At 73.4% G+C, this 16,607-nt stretch carries 11 protein-coding genes; 2 read left to right on the forward strand and 9 right to left on the reverse strand.

Annotation, left to right across the window (positions count from 1 at the left end):
* Window positions 1-128: 128 nt before the first annotated feature.
* From K7C20_RS09455 to K7C20_RS09470, 4 genes are all read right to left on the reverse strand, one after another.
* Window positions 129-1,559, reverse strand: a complete 1,431-nt coding sequence (locus K7C20_RS09455) for a lysine N(6)-hydroxylase/L-ornithine N(5)-oxygenase family protein (RefSeq protein ID WP_222892576.1) — start codon at window positions 1,557-1,559, stop codon at window positions 129-131.
* The gene (locus K7C20_RS09460) at window positions 1,556-2,989 is read right to left on the reverse strand and encodes a pyridoxal phosphate-dependent decarboxylase family protein (RefSeq protein ID WP_030080098.1); all 1,434 of its coding nucleotides are present in this window, start codon (window positions 2,987-2,989) and stop codon (window positions 1,556-1,558) included. Before K7C20_RS09460 ends, K7C20_RS09455 begins: the two co-directional genes overlap by 4 nt.
* A gap of 248 nt (window positions 2,990-3,237) precedes the next feature.
* Window positions 3,238-5,784: an aminopeptidase N gene (gene pepN / locus K7C20_RS09465; RefSeq protein WP_222892577.1), complete on the reverse strand. Its 2,547-nt coding sequence runs from the start codon at window positions 5,782-5,784 to the stop codon at window positions 3,238-3,240.
* Window positions 5,785-5,970: 186 nt separating this feature from the next.
* Complete coding sequence (locus K7C20_RS09470; RefSeq protein WP_222892578.1) at window positions 5,971-6,858, reverse strand: helix-turn-helix domain-containing protein; 888 nt, start codon at window positions 6,856-6,858, stop codon at window positions 5,971-5,973.
* A 197-nt stretch (window positions 6,859-7,055) separates the two neighbouring features.
* On the opposite strand from K7C20_RS09470, the gene K7C20_RS09475 reads away from it, so the two are divergent.
* On the forward strand, window positions 7,056-8,867 hold the full coding sequence (locus K7C20_RS09475; protein WP_030074393.1) for a glycoside hydrolase family 35 protein: 1,812 nt from the start codon (window positions 7,056-7,058) through the stop codon (window positions 8,865-8,867).
* 36 nt (window positions 8,868-8,903) lie between these two features.
* Here the strand turns inward: K7C20_RS09475 and K7C20_RS09480 are convergent, their stop codons facing one another.
* From K7C20_RS09480 to K7C20_RS09500, 5 genes are all read right to left on the reverse strand, one after another.
* Window positions 8,904-12,032, reverse strand: coding sequence for an endo-alpha-N-acetylgalactosaminidase family protein (locus tag K7C20_RS09480; RefSeq protein WP_030074395.1), 3,129 nt, complete (start codon window positions 12,030-12,032; stop codon window positions 8,904-8,906).
* 149 nt (window positions 12,033-12,181) lie between these two features.
* Complete coding sequence (locus K7C20_RS09485; protein WP_245171844.1) at window positions 12,182-13,267, reverse strand: sensor histidine kinase; 1,086 nt, start codon at window positions 13,265-13,267, stop codon at window positions 12,182-12,184.
* Between the two features lie 143 nt (window positions 13,268-13,410).
* Window positions 13,411-14,091, reverse strand: coding sequence for a response regulator (locus tag K7C20_RS09490; protein WP_030084420.1), 681 nt, complete (start codon window positions 14,089-14,091; stop codon window positions 13,411-13,413).
* Window positions 14,092-14,213: 122 nt separating this feature from the next.
* On the reverse strand, window positions 14,214-14,390 hold the full coding sequence (locus tag K7C20_RS09495) for a hypothetical protein (protein WP_160328771.1): 177 nt from the start codon (window positions 14,388-14,390) through the stop codon (window positions 14,214-14,216).
* A 209-nt stretch (window positions 14,391-14,599) separates the two neighbouring features.
* Window positions 14,600-15,406, reverse strand: coding sequence for a S1 family peptidase (locus K7C20_RS09500; protein ID WP_030084418.1), 807 nt, complete (start codon window positions 15,404-15,406; stop codon window positions 14,600-14,602).
* Window positions 15,407-15,671: 265 nt separating this feature from the next.
* On the opposite strand from K7C20_RS09500, the gene K7C20_RS09505 reads away from it, so the two are divergent.
* Window positions 15,672-16,568 (forward strand): hypothetical protein, encoded by an 897-nt coding sequence (locus tag K7C20_RS09505; RefSeq protein WP_053210381.1) that lies wholly within the window; start codon window positions 15,672-15,674, stop codon window positions 16,566-16,568.
* The last annotated feature ends 39 nt before the right edge of the window (window positions 16,569-16,607 follow it).

Raw genomic sequence — 16,607 nt, forward strand, 5'->3', positions numbered from 1 at the left:
GTCATGAGGGGCGGCGGGGGGTGCCGCCGGGGGTGGCCTTGGTCCCTCGTGGGTCCGCGGCTCCCCCGGGCCCCGGGGTGCGGCGCCTCCGCGCGAAGTGGTCGTGGCTGCGGGGCGCGCGGTGCGGGTCAGCGGCGGGGGACGAGGGTGGAGCCCTGGCGGGGGACCATGCCGGTGCGTCCCGTCGACGGGTGGGGGAGGCCGAAGGTGGTGAAGGCGGTGCGGGTGGGGAGGGGGTAGGGGGTGTTGTCGGTGAGGGAGTTGAGGATGGTGGCGCTGCGCCAGGCGGCGAGGCCGAGGTCGGGGGTGCCTACGCCGTGGGTGTGGGTTTCGGCGTTCTGGACGTAGACCGAGCCGGTGACGGCGGGGTCGAGGACGAGGCGGTGCTGTGCGTCGATGCGGGGGCGTGCGCCGGAGTCGCGGCGCAGGTAGGGGTCGATGGCGGCGAGCAGGGTGTCGATGCGGCGTTCGCGGTAGCCGGTGGCGAGGATGACGGCGTCGGTGGTGAGGCGGGAGCGGGTGCCTTGCTGGGTGTGGTCGAGGTGGAGTTCGACCTTCGTGGTGCCGACGCGGCCTGCGGTGCGGACGAAGACTCCTGGGGTGAGGGTGGCGTCGGGCCAGCCGCCGTCGAGGGTGCGGCGGTAGAGCTCGTCGTGGATGGCGCCGAGGGTGTCGTGGTCGATGCCTTTGTGGAGCTGCCATTGGGCGGGGAGGAGGTCGTCGCGGACGCGTTCGGGGAGGGCGTGGAAGTAGCGGGTGTAGTCGGGGGTGAAGTGTTCGAGGCCGAGTTTGCTGTATTCCATGGGCGCGAAGGCGGGGGTGCGGGCGAGCCAGTGGAGGCCTTCGCGTCCTGCGGGGCGGGCGCGGAGCTGGTCGAGGAAGATTTCGGCGCCTGACTGGCCGGCTCCGATGACGGTGAGGTGGTCGGCGCCGAGCAGGCTTTCGCGGTGGTCGAGGTAGTCGGCGGAGTGGATGACGGGGACGGCGGGGGCTTCGGCGAGGGGGCGGAGCGGGACGGGGATGTGGGGAGTGGTGCCGATGCCGAGGACGAGGTTGCGGGCGTAGGTGCGGCCGAGGGCTTCGGCTTCGCCTTCGGGGTCGAGCTGGGTGTAGTCGACTTCGAAGACTTCGTGTTCGGGGTTCCAGCGGACGGCGTCGATCTGGTGGCCGAAGTGGAGGCTGGGGAGGTTTTCGCTGACCCAGCGGCAGTAGGAGTCGTATTCGGCGCGGTGGATGTGGAAGCGCTCGGCGAAGTAGAAGGGGAAGAGGCGTTCGCGCGTCTTGAGGTAGTTGAGGAAGGTCCAGGGGCTGGCGGGGTCGGCGAGGGTGACGAGGTCGGCGAGGAAGGGGACCTGGAGGGTGGCGCCGTCGATGAGGAGGCCGGGGTGCCACTGGAAGGCGGGGCGCTGGTCGTAGAAGGCGGTGCGCAGGGGGGTGACGGGGTGGGCGAGGGCGGCGAGGGAGAGGTTGAAGGGGCCGATGCCGATGCCGGCGAGGTCGAGGGGTGCGTCGGGGCTCGTGGTGTCGGTGGTGAGGGGCGCTTCGGGAGTGCTGCTCATCTGGGGGTGTGGCCTTCCACGAGTTTGAGGAGGGTGGTCAGGTCTCCGGGTTGGGTGTGGGGGTTGAGGAGCGTGGCTTTGAGCCAGAGGCCGGTGGGGGTGGTGGCGCGGCCGAGGACGGCCTGTCCGTCGGTGAGGAGGGTGCGGCGGATGGTGGCGAGGGTGGTGTCGTCGGCGCCGGTGGGGCGGAAGAGGACGGTGCTGAGCGCGGGGCGGGAGTGGAGCTCGTAGCGGGGGTGGGCCTCGATGAGGTCGGCGAGGGTCTGGGCGGCGGCGAGGGTGTGGTCGACGAGTTCGCCGAGGCCGTGGCGGCCGAGGGCCTTGAGGGTGACGGCGATTTTGAGGATGTCGGGGCGGCGGGTGGTACGCAGTGAGCGGCTGAGCAGGTCGGGGAGGCCGGCTTCGGTGTCGTCGTCGGCGTTGAGGTAGTCGGCCTGGTGGGCGAGGGGGGCCAGGGTGGCGGGGCCGGGGACTGCGAGGAGGCCGGCGGCGACGGGTTGCCAGCCGAGTTTGTGCAGGTCGAGGCCGACGGTGTGGGCGCGGGCGAGGCCGTGGAGTGCGCTGCGGTGGGTGTCGCTGAAGAGGAGGGCCCCGCCGTAGGCGGCGTCGATGTGGAAGCGGGCGCCGTGCTGGGCGGCGACGTCGGCGAGGTCGGCGAGGGGGTCGATGGCGCCGGAGTCGGTGGTGCCTGCGGTGGCGGTGAGGAGGACGGGCCCGGCGCGTCCGGCGAGGTTGGCGAGGCAGGTGTGGACGGTGTCGGGAGTGAGGATGCCGTCGGGGGTGGGGAGGGTGAGGGGTTGGGGGAGGCCGAGGAGCCAGGCGGAGCGGGGGATGCTGTGGTGGGCGTTGGCGCCGCAGACGATCTGGAGGGGGCGGGCGGGCCGGTGCGGGTCGGTCGCGGTGCCGGCGGGGGCGGCGGCTTCGCGGGCGAGGAGCAGGGCGAGCTGGTTGGATTCGGTGCCGCCGGTGGTGATCAGCGCGTCGGGGTCGGTGGCCTGGGGGTAGACCAGGGCGGCGAGTGCGCGGCTGGTGAGGGCCTCCAGTACGGAGGCGGCGGGGGCCTGGTCCCAGGAGTCCATGGAGGGGTTGAGGGCGCAGGCGGCGAGGTCCGCCGCGGTGGCGAGGGCGAGCGGCGGGCAGTGCAGATGGGCGGCGCAGTGGGGGTCGGCGGGGTCGGCGGCGCCGGCGGCGAGGGTGTGGACGAGGGTGCGCAGGGCGGCGTGCGGGCCGGTGCCGTGGTCGGGGAAGACGGGGTGGCAGGCGTCGCGTACGGCACGGGTGACGGTGTCGGGGCCGCCGGGCGGGAGGGGGCCGGCGCGGTCCTCGGCGCCGGTGGTGAGGGCGTCGAGGACGGTGTCGAGGAGGGGGCGGAGCGCGCGGGGGCCGTTGGTGCCGCCTGCGAGGGCGGTGCCGGCAGGGGGCACAGTCATCAATGTGCTCTTCTGTCAGGGGAGTTGGGGGCGTCGGGCTCAGGCAAACGAGCCCTTAGGCAGCCCTAAGTTACTTTCCCTGCACGCTGCGTATCCACTGGTCGTGGTCATACCACCCGTAAGTGGTACGGGTGTACCGCAGGTGTTCGGGTGCCGTCGCCCTGCCGGTCCGGCGGCACCCGCTGCGTGGGCCGGGGCGGATCCGCTGCGTCCCGCCCGCGCACCGGGCGGGACGTCGCGGACACCCCTCAGGCGTTCTCCGCCGCGGCGCGTACCTTCACCGCCCTGCGCAGGTCATCGAGCTGGTCGATGAGTTTGCGGCGCAGGGCGGGGGTCGGGTTGCCGTCGGTGAGGCAGGCCTCGCCGAGGTGGAGGGTGTGGTCCTCGACGAAGGGGGCGGGGAAGGCGTGGCGGCCGGCTGCTTCGGCGAGGGCGGGGCCGCGGGCGGCGGCGAGGGCGGGGACGTCGGTGAAGTAGCGGGCGACGTAGGGGCGGAGCAGGTCGAGCTGTTCGGGTGCCCAGAAGCCGCCGGCGGTGGCGGTGAAGAGGTAGTTGGAGAGCGCGGCCGGGCCGCCGGTGGTGAACAGGGCGTCCCAGGCGGCTTGTTTGGCGGCCGGGTCGGGGAGCGCGGCGTGGCAGCGGGCGGCGCCCTCGCGGCCGGTGGCACTGGGGTCGCGGGCGAGTTCGGCGTCGATGGCGGCGCGGAGTTCGTCGAGGGGTGCGGCGCCGAGGGTGGCGAGCCGGCCGAGGATGCGCCAGCGCAGTTCGGGGTCGAGGCGGGGGCCGCCGGGGACGCTGCCGTCGTCGAGCCAGTCCTGGATGCCTTCGGGGGTGGTGGCGCTGTCGATGAAGGCGCGGACGGCGGTGAGCCGCAGTCCGGCTTCGGAGCCGTGTTCGGGGCCTTCGGTGCGGCGGAGTATGTCGCGGCTGAGGGCGGTGAGGGTGGCGAGGGCGGTGTGGCGTTGGGTGCGAGGGAGGTAGCGGTCGGCGATCTGGGTGCGGGCGAAGGCGAGGACGCCTTGGACGAGGGCGAGGTCGGTTTCGTACGGGAGGTGGGCGCGGGCGGCGTCGAGGTAGGCGGTGGGGGCGAGTTCGCCGTCGCGGACCATGTCGCGGGCGGCGTTCCACACGACGGCGCGGGTCAGCGGGTCGGGGAGCCCGGACAGTGCGCCGAGGGCGGTGTCCCAGGAGACGGGGTCGAGGCGGACCTTGGCGTAGGTGAGGTCCTGGTCGTTGAGGAGGAGCAGGGCGGGGCGGCCGCCCGTGGCGGAGCGGGCGCCGTCGTCGGGGACGTCCCAGGTCAGCGGCTCGCGCGGGACGAGGCGGCCGGTGGTGGTGCGGTCGTGGTCGTAGCGGCCGATGGTGAGCCGGTGCGGGCGGGTGCCGTCCGGGCTTCCGGTCTGCTCGACGGACACGCTCCAGTTGCCGTCCGCGGCTTCCCGCACGACGGGGGTGAGGGTGTCGACTCCGGTGGTGCGCAGCCAGCGTTCGGCCCAGGCGTGGACGTCGCGGTCGGTGGCGCGGGCGAGCGAGTCGATGAAGTCGGCGAGGGTGGCGTTGGAGAAGCGGTGCCGGGCGAAGTGGTCGTTGATGCCGGCGAGGAAGTCCTTCTCCCCCATCCAGGCGACGAGTTGGCGCAGTGCGGAGGCGCCCTTGGCGTAGGAGATGCCGTCGAAGTTGAGGAGTGCGGAGGCGGTGTCGGGGACGTCCTCGGGGGCGGGGGCGACGGGGTGGGTGGAGGGGCGCTGGTCGGCGTCGTAGCCCCAGCCCTTGCGGGCGACGGCGAAGTCGGTCCAGGTGTCGGTGAAGCGCGTGGCTTCGGCCAGGACCTGGTAGCCCATGTATTCGGCGAAGGACTCGTTGAGCCAGATGTCGTCCCACCACTGGAGGGTGACGAGGTCGCCGAACCACATGTGGGCCATTTCGTGGGCGATGGTCACGCCGCGGGTCTGGCGTTCGGTGTCGGTGACGGCGGAGCGGAAGACGTATGCGTCGCGGAAGGTGACCAGGCCGGGGTTCTCCATGGCGCCGGCGTTGAACTCGGGGACGAAGGCCTGGTCGTAGGAGTCGAAGGGGTAGGGCTCTTCGAAGATCTGGTGGTAGCGGTCGAAGCAGCGGCGGGTGAGGTCGAGGATCTCGTCGGCGTCGGCGTCGAGGTGCGGGGCGAGGGAGCGGCGGCAGTGGATCCCGAAGGGCAGTCCGGCGTGTTCGGTGCGTACGGAGTGCCAGGGACCGGCGGCGACGGCGACGAGGTAGCTGCTGATGAGGGGGGTGGGGGCGAGGGTCCAGTGGCCGGGGTCGCGCTGGGTGGCGAGGCCGTTGCCGAGGACGGACCAGTCGGTGGGGGCGGTGACGGTGAGGGCGAAGACGGCCTTGAGGTCGGGCTGGTCGAAGGCGGCGAAGACGCGCTGGACGTCGTCCAGGAACAACTGGGTGTAGACGTAGCTCTCACCGTCGGCGGGGTCGGTGAAGCGGTGCATGCCCTCGCCGGTGCGGGAGTAGCGCATGGTGGCGTCCAGGCGCAGTTCGTGGGCGCCGGGGGCCAGGCCGGTGAGCGGGAGGCGGTTGTCGTCCAGGGCCGCGGGGTCGAGCGGGTGGCCGTCGAGGGTGACGGAGTGCAGCTCGGCGGGCCGGAGCTCGACGAAGGTGTCGCCGTCCGTGCGCGCGGTGAAGTGGATGACCGTACGGGAGCCGAACCGGTCCTCGCCCTGGGTGAGGTCGAGTGCGATGTCGTAACGGTGGACGTCGAGGAGTCGGGCTCGGGTCTGCGCCTCGTCGCGCTGTAGTGCGGGCATGCGTTCATGCTGCCGTACCGCCGGCGGGTGGTGCACGGGGGTTGGGACAGCCGGGGCTCCGAGGCCGTGGGGGCTTCTTGGTGGGGCGGGTGTCCTGTGGGAGGTGGGGGTGCGGCGGGGGCGGTGGGACAGCGGCCGGCGGCACCGCGGACGACAGCGGCCGCCTGAGGTACGCCGGCGGGCGCGTCAGCCGTTCCCCCCGCTGACCAGCGGCGGGTCGTTCGGATCCGGGATCTGCGTGGACCAGCCGCCGGGCACGCTGCGGACCTGGCGGTCGCGGAAGCGCACGGGAGCGGTGCCGACCCGGCGGGTGAACAGGCGGCTGAAGTACGCCGGGTCGTCGTAGCCGACCCGGCGGGCCACCGCCGCCACCGGGAGTTCGGTTCCCACGAGGAGTTCCTTGGCCCGGCCCAGGCGTATCCCCAGCAGGTAGTCCTTGGGGCTGCAGCCGGCGCCGCGCCGTACGGCGGTGCGGAGTTCCGCGGGTGTCATACCGTGCCGGGCGGCGTGCTCGGCGACCGAGAGCGGCAGGAACGCGTCGCGGGCCAGCGCCTGGAGGACGGGGTCGCCGTCGGCGTCGGTATCGGCCCGTGCCCGGCGCAGTACGACGAGGAGTTCGTGGACCGCGGCGGAGGTCTCCACCTCCAGGAGGGGGTTGCCGCGGCGCGCCGCGCGGGCGATACGCCCCACGGCCACCCGCGCCGGGCCGGTGTCCGCGAGCGGGACGAGCGGACGGTCGGGCTCGATGTAGCCGAGTTCGGTGTAGGTCGTGGTGGCGGGGCCGGTGAAGTCGACGAAGCTCTCGTCCCAGCCGGTCTCCGGGTCGGCCCCGTAGTGGTGCGGCACTCCCGGCATGATCCACAGCAGGGCGGGGGCCCTCACCGGGTGCCGCCGGCCGTCGGGGGCGGCGAACCAGCCGCGGCCGGCGCTGATGACGATGGCGACATGGTGGTCGAGGGTGCGCGGGCCGACCGTGGGCAGGGTGCCGTGCTGGAGTCCGACGCCCAGGCACACCAGGCCGAGCCGGTGGTGGACCGGGCTCGGGGTGAAGTAGCGCATCCAGGTGTGGTACACGCCCGGGCCTCCCGTCGCTCCGTACCTCTGCGTACCGCTCCGTCGGACCGGCGGACCGTTGAGCCGTCGAACCGCCGAACCGTCCAAACACACTCGATCTTTGTCCATGGACCGTCACACCGCCAGAGGGCGAGGGTGACCGGTGACCGTGAGCGCCCGGCCGGTGGCGCACGGGAGACGACGCAAGGGCGGCTGACGTGACGCAGTTCGAGGTGGGCGAGCGGGACTTCGTGCTGGACGGGCGGCCGGTGCGGCTGCTGTCCGGGGCGTTGCACTACTTCCGGGTGCACGAGGCGCAGTGGGACCACCGGCTGGCGATGCTGCGGGCGATGGGCCTGAACTGCGTGGAGACCTATGTGCCGTGGAATCTGCACGAGCCGCGGCCCGGTGAGTTCAAGGACCCGGAGGCGCTGGGGCGGTTCCTCGACGCGGTGCAGGCGGCGGGGCTGTGGGCCATCGTCCGGCCGGGGCCGTACATCTGCGCGGAGTGGGAGAACGGCGGGTTGCCGCAGTGGCTGACCGGGCCGCTGGGGCGGCGGGTGCGGACCCGGGATGCGGCGTATCTGCGGGCCGTGGACGCCTGGTTCGCGCGGCTGCTGCCGCAGGTCGTGGCGCGCCAGTGCACAGCGTCGTCCGGGCCCGGGGGTCCGGGCGGCGGGCCGGTGATCATGGTGCAGGCGGAGAACGAGTACGGCTCGTACGGGAGCGACGGGGTCTATCTGGCGCACCTCGTGGAGCGGCTGCGTGAGCTGGGGGTGCGGGTGCCGCTGTTCACCTCGGACGGGCCCGAGGGACACATGCTGAGCGGTGGCGCGGTGCCTGGGACGCTGGCCACCGTCAACTTCGGTTCCGGGGCCGGACCGGCGCTGGCGGCGCTGCGGCGTCATCAGGCGCACGGGCCGCTGATGTGCATGGAGTTCTGGTGCGGGTGGTTCGCGCACTGGGGGCAGGCTCAGGTGCCGCGCGCTCCGGAGGATGCCGCGGCGGCGCTGCGCGAGATTCTGGAGTGCGGTGCGTCGGTCAATATCTACATGGCGCACGGCGGGACGAATTTCGGCGGGTGGGCGGGGGCGAACCGGGCCGGCGAGCTGCATGACGGGGCGCTGCGGTCGACGGTCACCTCGTACGACTACGGGGCGCCGGTCGATGAACGCGGGCGTCCCACGGAGAAGTTCTGGCGGTTCCGGGAGGTGCTCGCCGAGTGGGCGGACGGGCCGCTGCCCCGGGTGCCGGAGCCACTGCGGGTGCTGCCGTCACCGGTGCGTGCGGTGGTCGAGGAGTGGGCGCCTGCGGAGGACGTGATGGAGGCGCTGGGGGGTGCGGAGGTCGAGGGGGGCACTCCGGCGACGTTCGAGGAGCTGGGCGTGGACCGGGGCGTGGTGCGCTACCGGGTGGCGGTGCCGGGGCCGCGGGAGGGCTGTCCGCTGCGGGTGACCGGGCTGCGGGACCGGGCGGTGGTGTGGGTCGACGGGGTGCGCGGGCCCGTGGTGGACGCCGAGGACGCGGTGCTCGGGGAGGTGGCCGGGCCCGCGTCGGTGGAGTTGTGGGTGGCGTCGCTGGGGCGGGTGAACTACGGTCCGCGGCTCGGCGAGTCCAAGGGGATCGTGGGCGGGCTGCTGCACGAGCGGCAGTATCTGCACGGCGTACGGTCGCGGGGGCTGCGGCTGGACGCGGTGGAGGAGCCCGGGGCGCTGGCGAAGGTTCCGTTCCGGGCGGTGGAGGGGGCGGGCGGGGCCGCGGGGCTGTACCGGGGGACGCTGACGGTGGCCGGACGGCCCGGTGATGCCGATCTTGCGCTGCCGGGCTGGAGCCACGGTGTCGTCTGGGTCAACGGCTTCTGTCTGGGGCGCTACTGGGAGCTGGGGCCGCAGCGCACCCTGTACGTGCCGGGTCCGGTGCTGCGCGAGGGCGCCAACGAGCTGCTGTGGTGGGAGTGGGAGGGCGCCCCGGCCACCGTGGGGGAAGAGGCGGGGGCGCCCGGTCTGTATCCCTGCGCGGCGGGGCGCTGAGAGGTCCGTGGGGGCGGGCGCCCGCCCCACGGCGGGTCACACCTCGCGGACCTCGAAGGTGTCCAGGACGAACTCCGCCGTGCCGTCGTCGCCCACCTTGCGCAGTCCCACCCAGGCCTCGCCGGCGGCGGGGGCGGTGAACTCGTAGGTGTGGGTGGCGGGCCGGCCGGCGACGGGCAGCGGGGTGCGGGTCAGTTCGCGGGGCGCGGGTGCGTCGACGGCGGTGACCCAGGCGTACTGGCCGGCCTTCTCGTTGGCGTAGCGGAAGGTGACCCGGTAGCGGCGGCCCGCGGTGAAGCGGACGGTGTGCGGGACCGTGCGGTAGACCAGACCGCTGTTCTCGCCGCGTGATTTGAGCGACTGGCCGCCGTCGAGGACGTCGTCGACCGCCTTGCCGTTCCAGCCGCGCTGGGTGAAGGGGGCGTGCCGCTGGGCGATATGGGTGCGGGGGTCCGTGCTGCCGCCCGCGTCGCCCTTGACGAAGACGCCCCAGCCCTGCGGCACGTGCTCGAAGTCCTCGTAGGCCAGGGTGCCCTTCTTGGTGATGGGCTCGGCGGGTACGACGCGGAGGTTGTCGAAGCCGATCCGGGCCCGGCCGGCCGCCGCGGTGAGGGCGAGGGTGACCGGGCCGCCGCCTTCCGGGACGGTGAAGTGGGTGAAGAGGCGCTGGAAGCGGGTGCCGGACTTCCGGTCGGCGGCGACGTAGTTGACGGCGGTGGAGGTGTCGGTCCAGTTGGCGGCGGTGACGCCGTCGGCGGTACGGATCTCCAGGGCGGCCCGGCGCCGTTCGCCCGCCGTGGCGCCGACCTCGACCTGTACCGAGGCGGCGTAGTGGCCGGGGGCGAGGCGGGCGAGTTTCTGGGCGACGGTGGCGGCGCCGCCCGCGCCGATGACCAGTTCGTAGTCGCCCCGCTTGCTGAGCCGGACGGAGGCCGGGCCGGTGACCTGCCGGCCGGCCAGGTTCCCGGAGTGGAAGCCGGGGTCGGTCAGCGGGGTGCCCTCGCCCCAGTCGGGGTCGCCCTGGGCCGGGGCCTTGGTGCGGTAGAGGACGTAGGCCACGCCGGGCTCGGCGCTGAGGGTGATGCTGCCGCCGCTGACGGGGACGCGGGTCTCCTGGGTGCGGCCCTGGTCGGTGAGCCGGTAGGCGTAGACGGATCGACTGCCCGACCAGCCGCGGGGCAGGGCCCAACCGGTGGTACCGCCACGGGGGTTGTAGTGGTAGAGCTTGTCGGGGTCGGTGGCCCGGCGGGGCTCCCAGGGGAGCAGGTAGGTACCGCCGTCGTAGACCAGCCGGCCGTCGGTGGTGATCCTGCGGGTGCCGCTCGGCCGCGTTCCACCGCCGCTCCGGGACGGGTCGCCGGAAGCGGAGCCTGCGTCGCTGACGACCGTCCTGGTGGGCCCCTCGAAGGTGATCTCGTGCGCGCCCCAGGTCCTGATCGGGTACGCCTGGAGGTATTTGGCGGGCAGGGCGTCGGTCCAGATGATCGTGTGGAACGCGTTCCAGTCGGTCTTGCCGACCCAGCCCTCGAAGTTGCCCATCCGGGCGTTGCCGAGCAGAGTGGGCCATTTGTCGGCGAAGACGTCCTTGTGGTGGTTGCGCAGGAAGCGGATGAGCCGGGAGTTGATGCCGCGGGAGGTGTCGGGGCCGTAGTCGGTCTCGTTCGCCCAGTGCGACCACAGGGCGGAGCGCTCCAGGCCGTGGCCCCATTCGGTGGTGATCTGCCAGCCCTGGTCGCGCAGGTGGCGCTGGAGGCGGTCGGAGTTCCAGCCGGACTCGCGGAAGACGTCGAGGTAGAGGGTGTTCAGCGCGGGGTCGGTCTCCTTGCGCAGCTGCGCGAAGCGCCGGGCGATGTCGCCGGAGAGCAGATCGCGGCGGGCGTCGATGCGGTAGGACTGGTCGAGCCAGTCCCACTGCTTGTCGTCCTTGTCGACGAGCTTTTCGGAGAAGGCGTGGGCGACGGGGTAGGACTCGGTGGCGTTGACGTGCACCGCGAAGTCGCTGTGCCACTTCCTGCCGGCGCGGAGCAGGGCGTTGAGGCCGGTCAGGCCGCCGGCCCGGGTGTTGTAGTTGCCGCCGTAGTCGGGGTGTGCGGAGTCGTGGCCTTCGGACTGGTAGCCCTTGAGGAGGGTGAACTGCCGCAGCCCGTCGGTGGCCAGGGCGATCCGCTTGATGTGGTCGAGGGTGGCGAGGAACGGGTTGGTGGCCTGGCTGGCGAAGTTGAACGGGATGTGCGGGACGACCCGCAGATGCTGTTCGTCGGCGCCCAGCGGCATGACCATGATGTCGCGCAGCGCGATGGCGGCGTCCTGCCAGTCGGTCTTCCCGTCGCCGTTGCGGTCGCCGGTGACGAGGACGGTCGCGTACGGCAGCGGGTCGGTGGCGTCCACTGGCGCTCCGGCGGCCCGGTGGGTCCACTGGCCGCAGGACAGCCGCGCCGTGACGAAGCCGTCGCCCCGGGCGGTCTGCCGCCAGAGCCGGCCGTTCTCCCAGGTGGTGGCTCCGGCGGGCTTGTCGTAGCAGGTGTTGGTCTCGACGGCGCCGGCCAGCTCGTCGGTGGCGACGACGGCGTAGGCGCAGCCGGTGGGCGAGGCCTCGACGGGGGTGTCGTCGGTGACCTGCACCAGGGTGTCGCCGCTCTTGTCCTTGTCCAGTTCGATCCGGGCGGCCAGCAGGGCGGCGCCGGGCTGGTCGCTGCGGACGCTCAGCAGGGCGAGGCCGGGGATCTCCAGGGTGCCGACGCGCAGTGCCGGGGTGTCGGTGAGGGCGGTGACCCGCCAGGTGGTCTGCCGGCCGTGGACGGCGATCTCGACGGTGATCCTGGTGCCGCCGTCGAAGCCGAGGGTGTAGGTGGCACGGTCGGCGCGGGCCCGGTGGGTGACGTGGGGGGTGCGGGCGGTGCCGTCGATGAGGACCTGGGTGACCGGGGTGTCCTGGCCGTACAGGACGGCGCCGGTGCAGCGGTCGGTGTAGGAGACGATGCGCGGGAAGGCGGTGTCGACGCGGACCTCCAGCGCGCCGGACCGGAGCACCGCCTCGCCGGCGCGCGGTGCGGCCGTGGCGGGGTGCGCGCCGAGCGGGAGGGCACAGGCGGCCCCGGCGAGCGCGGTGGCGGCGACGACCGTTCTGCGGCTGGGCCCGCGCGGGGCGCCTGTCTGTTCGTTCACGCGCGCTGTCCTCCTTCGTGCCTGCACTGCCTGTCGGCGGACAGCGTGCTGCGCGTGCGGGGCGTGCGCCTATGGACAAAGGAGGGGCAGGTGTTGGACAGATGTGGGGCCGGTGGGCGGGTGGCGGCGGGCGGTGCGGCCGGGTGGCGTCAGGCCGTCGCCCTGCCGTCGAGGGGCAGTACGGCGGTGAGCTCCCAGCCGCCCTCCGCCGCGGGGCCCGCGGCGAGCCGTCCGCCCATCGCCTCGGCCCGTTCGGTGAGCCCGGCCAGGCCGAAGCCGCCGCCGCGGGCCTGTTCGCACAGGCGGGCCGGGCTGCCGCCGTCGTTGGCGATACGCAGCTCCGCCCCGCAGGGCACGGGCCGCAGTCCGATCCGTATCGCCGTGGCGTCCGCGGCGTGCTTGCGGACGTTGGTCAGCGCCTCGCGCACGATGCGGTAGACGGCCGCGGCCACCTCGGCGGGCAGCGCCTGCGCCAGGTCCCTGTCGAGGGAGAGGACGACCGGCGGGCCGGTGCGGGCGAACGCCTCGGTCAGGGCGCGGACGTCGGCGAGCCCGGCGACCGGGTGGGGCGGCGCCCCGTCCTCGCGCAGCACCCGCACCAGCCGCCGCATCGCGCCCAGCGCCTCGCTGCCGGAGACCTCGATCCGTTCGAGGGTGGCGCCGGCCTGCCGGCCTTCGAGGGCGGTGAAACGGGCGGCGCGGGCCTGGACGACGATCCCGGTGACATGGTGGGCGACCAGGTCGTGCAGCTCCCGCGCCAGCTCCAGGCGCTCGGCGGCCCGTACCGCCGCGAGATCGCGCAGTCGCCGGGCGTCCTGCCGGCGCAGGATCGTCGAGTACGCGGCGACGACCACGGTGAGCACGGCGGAGACGACCGTGAACAGGCCCGGCCGGACGTCCCGCATCGGGGCGAGAGCGCAGGCCAGTCCCAGCGCCGGGCCGAGGACGGCGGCGGTGCGGCCGGGCGCGCGGCGGATCACGGCGGTGAGCAGCACGAGCAGGGCGATGCCCTCGCCCAGGCCCCACACCTGCGGCGCGTGCTGCCCGGCGACCAGCACCGCCGACCCGGTGAGGGAGACCGCGGCCGCGGTCTTGGCCCGTACGGTCAGCGGGATCCGGACGGAGGGCACCGCGCACAGACAGACCACGACGCCGGCGGCCACCACGACCGCCTGCGGGAGGGTGGGCCGGCCGGCCAGTTCCATGGTTTCGAATCCGACGAGGAGCAGCAGCACGACCGCCAGAACGGCTCTGGCGACGACGGCTTCCCGCGGATGGGTCCTGGCCCATCCCCCGGGCGGGCTCCTGCGCGCGGCCGGGCGGGCGTGCTCCGGCCGCCGCCCGGGTCGCGCCGCCTTCGGGTGCCTTCGCCGGGTGCTCACGAGCTGCCGGAGGACAGACCGCTCTGCCAGGCCCAGAAGGCGATCTCGACCCGGTTGCGGGCGTCCAGCTTGGTCTGCACGTTCGCCAGATGGGATTTGACCGTGGACAGCGACAGGTAGAGGGCGCCGGCGATCTCGGCGTTGGTCCGGCCGCCGGCCAGCGCGCGGACGACGTCCCGTTCGCGGCCGGTGAGCGGCTCGGAGGGGATGCGGGCGGTCCGTCCCCGGCCGGCGGCGGGCACCATGTCGCGCAGCAGCCGGGCGGTGATCGCGGGCGAGAGCAGTGCCTCGCCGGCGGCGGCGGCCCGTACGGCTTCCACCAGCAGCGCGGGGCTGGCGTCCTTGAGCAGGAAGCCCGAGGCGCCGCCGCGCAGCGCGGTGTGCACGTATTCGTCCAGGTCGAAGGTGGTCACGATGACGATCCGGGGGGTGTGCCGGTGCTCGGGGCGGGCGGCGGCGCGCTCGGTCAGCCTGCGGGTGACCTCCAGCCCGTCGGTCCTGGGCATCCGGATGTCCAGCAGCAGCACATCGGGGCGCAGCCGTTCGACGGCCGCGAGGGCGGCCTCGCCGTCGGTGACATCGGCGAGGACCTGGATGTCGTCCTGGCTCTCCAGGACCATCCGGAAGCCCATCCTGACCACTTCCTGGTCGTCTGCGATCACCACACTGATCGGCATGTCGTTCCTCCTCGGCGCCCTCGGAGTCGCGGGCCCGCTCCGTCCATCCGAACGGCGGTGCGCGCGGACCGCAACCGGGGCCGGGGGGCGGCGTGCCGGACCGGCGCCGGGGTGCGTACGGATCAGCCCCGGGCCGCGTTCGAGGGGGCGTCGGCCGGCAGCTCGACGGCATCGTGGTGACCGCCGAGCAGCACATAGGCGAGGGTCGCGGCGGAGGCGGCGAGGAGCAGGGCGGCGAGGACCGTCGCACGGCGGTCGCGGTCGCGTGCCGGGGGGCGGGTACGGGGCTCGGTGGTCATGCCGTTCACGCTAGGGAGCCGTCGCGGCGCCGCCCATAGGCCGTCCGGTCATCCATGACGGCACAAGGCCCGGCCGGAAGCACGAGCTTGGTCCCGGGGCGGTGGGACCAACGGCCGTACGGCGACGGGACCAAGGTCCGGGACCTCCGGCCCGGCGAAGGGCCCGGGGAGCGGCTCCCCGGGCCCTTCGTCCTCGCGTGCGTGCTGCGTCAGCCCAGTTCGCCCGCGGCCTTCTTGATGTTCGCGGCGAAGGCGCTCACCTCGCTGTAGACACCGGGCTTGCCGGGCCGCGCGCAGCCCTCGCCCCAGGAGACGATGCCGACCTGGAGCCACTGCCCGGCGTCGTCCTTGCGGAACATCGGGCCGCCGGAGTCACCCTGGCAGGTGTCGATGCCGCCGGTGTCCAGCTTGCCGGCGCAGATCTCGTCGCCGGGCGTCAACTGGTCGCCGTAGGCCTTCTGGCAGGTGGCGTCGTCGATGAACGGGACGGTCGCCTTGAGGAGGTAGCGCTGCTGGCTGCCGCCTTCCTTGTCGGCGCCCCAGCCGGCGATGGTGAAGTCGCCGTTGTTGAGCTTGTCGTCCTCGGCGATCTTCAGCGTGGGCTGGTCTATCGGCTTGGCGAGCTTGATCAGCGCCCAGTCCTTGCCCTTGCCGTTGTAGCCGGGGGCCTGAAGGACCTTGGTGGAGTTGACCTTGACGGCGGCGGAGTCCTCCAGGTCGACCACGCCCGCGGTGGCCGTGATGGAGGTGTTGTCGCCGCTGCCGTCGACGCAGTGCGCCGCGGTGAGCACGATGTCCTTGGCGTAGAGCGCGCCACCACAGCCCATCGACAGCCGGACCATGAAGGGGAATTCACCCTGGTCGGCCTTGGTGCCGCCGACGACCTTGGTGTGGACGGAGCCGGACGGGCCCGGAGAGGGGGCGGCCGTGGCCGAACCGGGCTGGAGGCTGAAGGCGGCCAGGGCGATGGCGCCGGCGGCAGTGGTTCTCGTGAGGTGCTTCCGGTAGCTGCGCAACGGGCTTCCTTTCGTGGGGGGTTGCCGTCGCTGACGAGCCCATGCCAACACCGGAGCCGGACGTGGCCGCCGCAGAAGGTGCGTGGAAGGAGGGCAGCACGCCGCAAGGCGTCCGGACCCAGTGGGGGATGAGTCCGTAGAGCGCCCTGTGATTATGTGGAGTGCCCGATCGGGGTGACAAGGGTGCGCATCCAGCCAACTCCCCTGCCCCACAGGCCCCGTACGGCCCATACCGGACCTTCCCGGCCCCCCGTACAGTGGCCGGGTGACCACGGGCGGCAGTGAGATCGAGCACGGATACCCCCATCTCGACACGGTGCGTGCGGCCGTCCATGCGCTGTTCGAACGCCTGTCGTACGACACGGTGAGCACCTTCGCCACCAGCGTGCTGCCCGTCGATGTGGCCTTCGACGAGACCGAGGATCTGCATCTGGGGGCACAGCGGGTCGCCCGCGCGATGGTGCGGCAACTGCATCTGCCGGACGCCCGGGTGGTGATCACCTTCCGCGAGATGGAACACGCCGCGTATGTCGAACTCACCGCGGGACCCGAGTACTTCATCGAGCTCAACGACCGCTTCAAGAAGCACCGCACGGACATCGGCGCCGCGCTGGCCCATGAGGTGATGCATGTCTACTTGCACCGTCTGGACCTGTCGTTCCCCGGCACCCGCGACAACGAGATCCTCACCGACACCGCCGCGGCGTACCTCGGCGCGGGCTGGCTGCTGCTGGACGCCTACCGCGAGCACGGCCCGTTCTCGCAGAAGCTGGGCTATCTGACGCCGGAGGAGTTCGGCTATGTCCTCGCCAAGCGGGCCGAGTTCTTCGGCGAGGACCCGGCGCCGTGGTTCACCAGCCCGCAGGCGTACGACGCGTACACGGCGGGCGCGGCGCGGGCCCGCCAGGACGCGCGCCGGCCACCGCTCGCCGCCGCCGGCTGGGCCGCCCGGCTGCGCTACGCCAAGGACCGCCGGGCGGCGCAGGATCCGCGGCGCGCCGGCCGGCCGTCCGCCACCGCCGACTATGCCTTCGAGGGCCCGCCGCCCTTGCGGGTGTCTTTCTCCTGCCCCGCCTGCCACCAGCGGATCCGTGTCCCGGTCCGCGGCCGGCTGCAGGCACGCTGCGGGCTGTGCAAGACGCTGCTGGACTGCGATACGTGACGGGGCGGCGGCCGGCCCCTGGATGATCTCCAGGGGACG

It is taken from the genome of Streptomyces decoyicus (assembly GCF_019880305.1).
In the GTDB taxonomy this organism is placed as follows: domain Bacteria; phylum Actinomycetota; class Actinomycetes; order Streptomycetales; family Streptomycetaceae; genus Streptomyces; species Streptomyces decoyicus.

Bases quoted from the DNA above. Each gene is read 5' to 3' on its own strand.
- K7C20_RS09455 (WP_222892576.1), bottom strand. From the start codon at position 1,559: ATGAGCAGCACTCCCGAAGCGCCCCTCACCACCGACACCACGAGCCCC.
- K7C20_RS09495 (WP_160328771.1), bottom strand. From the start codon at position 14,390: ATGACCACCGAGCCCCGTACCCGCCCCCCGGCACGCGACCGCGACCGC.
- pepN (WP_222892577.1), bottom strand. From the start codon at position 5,784: ATGCCCGCACTACAGCGCGACGAGGCGCAGACCCGAGCCCGACTCCTC.
- K7C20_RS09460 (WP_030080098.1), bottom strand. From the start codon at position 2,989: ATGACTGTGCCCCCTGCCGGCACCGCCCTCGCAGGCGGCACCAACGGC.
- K7C20_RS09490 (WP_030084420.1), bottom strand. From the start codon at position 14,091: ATGCCGATCAGTGTGGTGATCGCAGACGACCAGGAAGTGGTCAGGATG.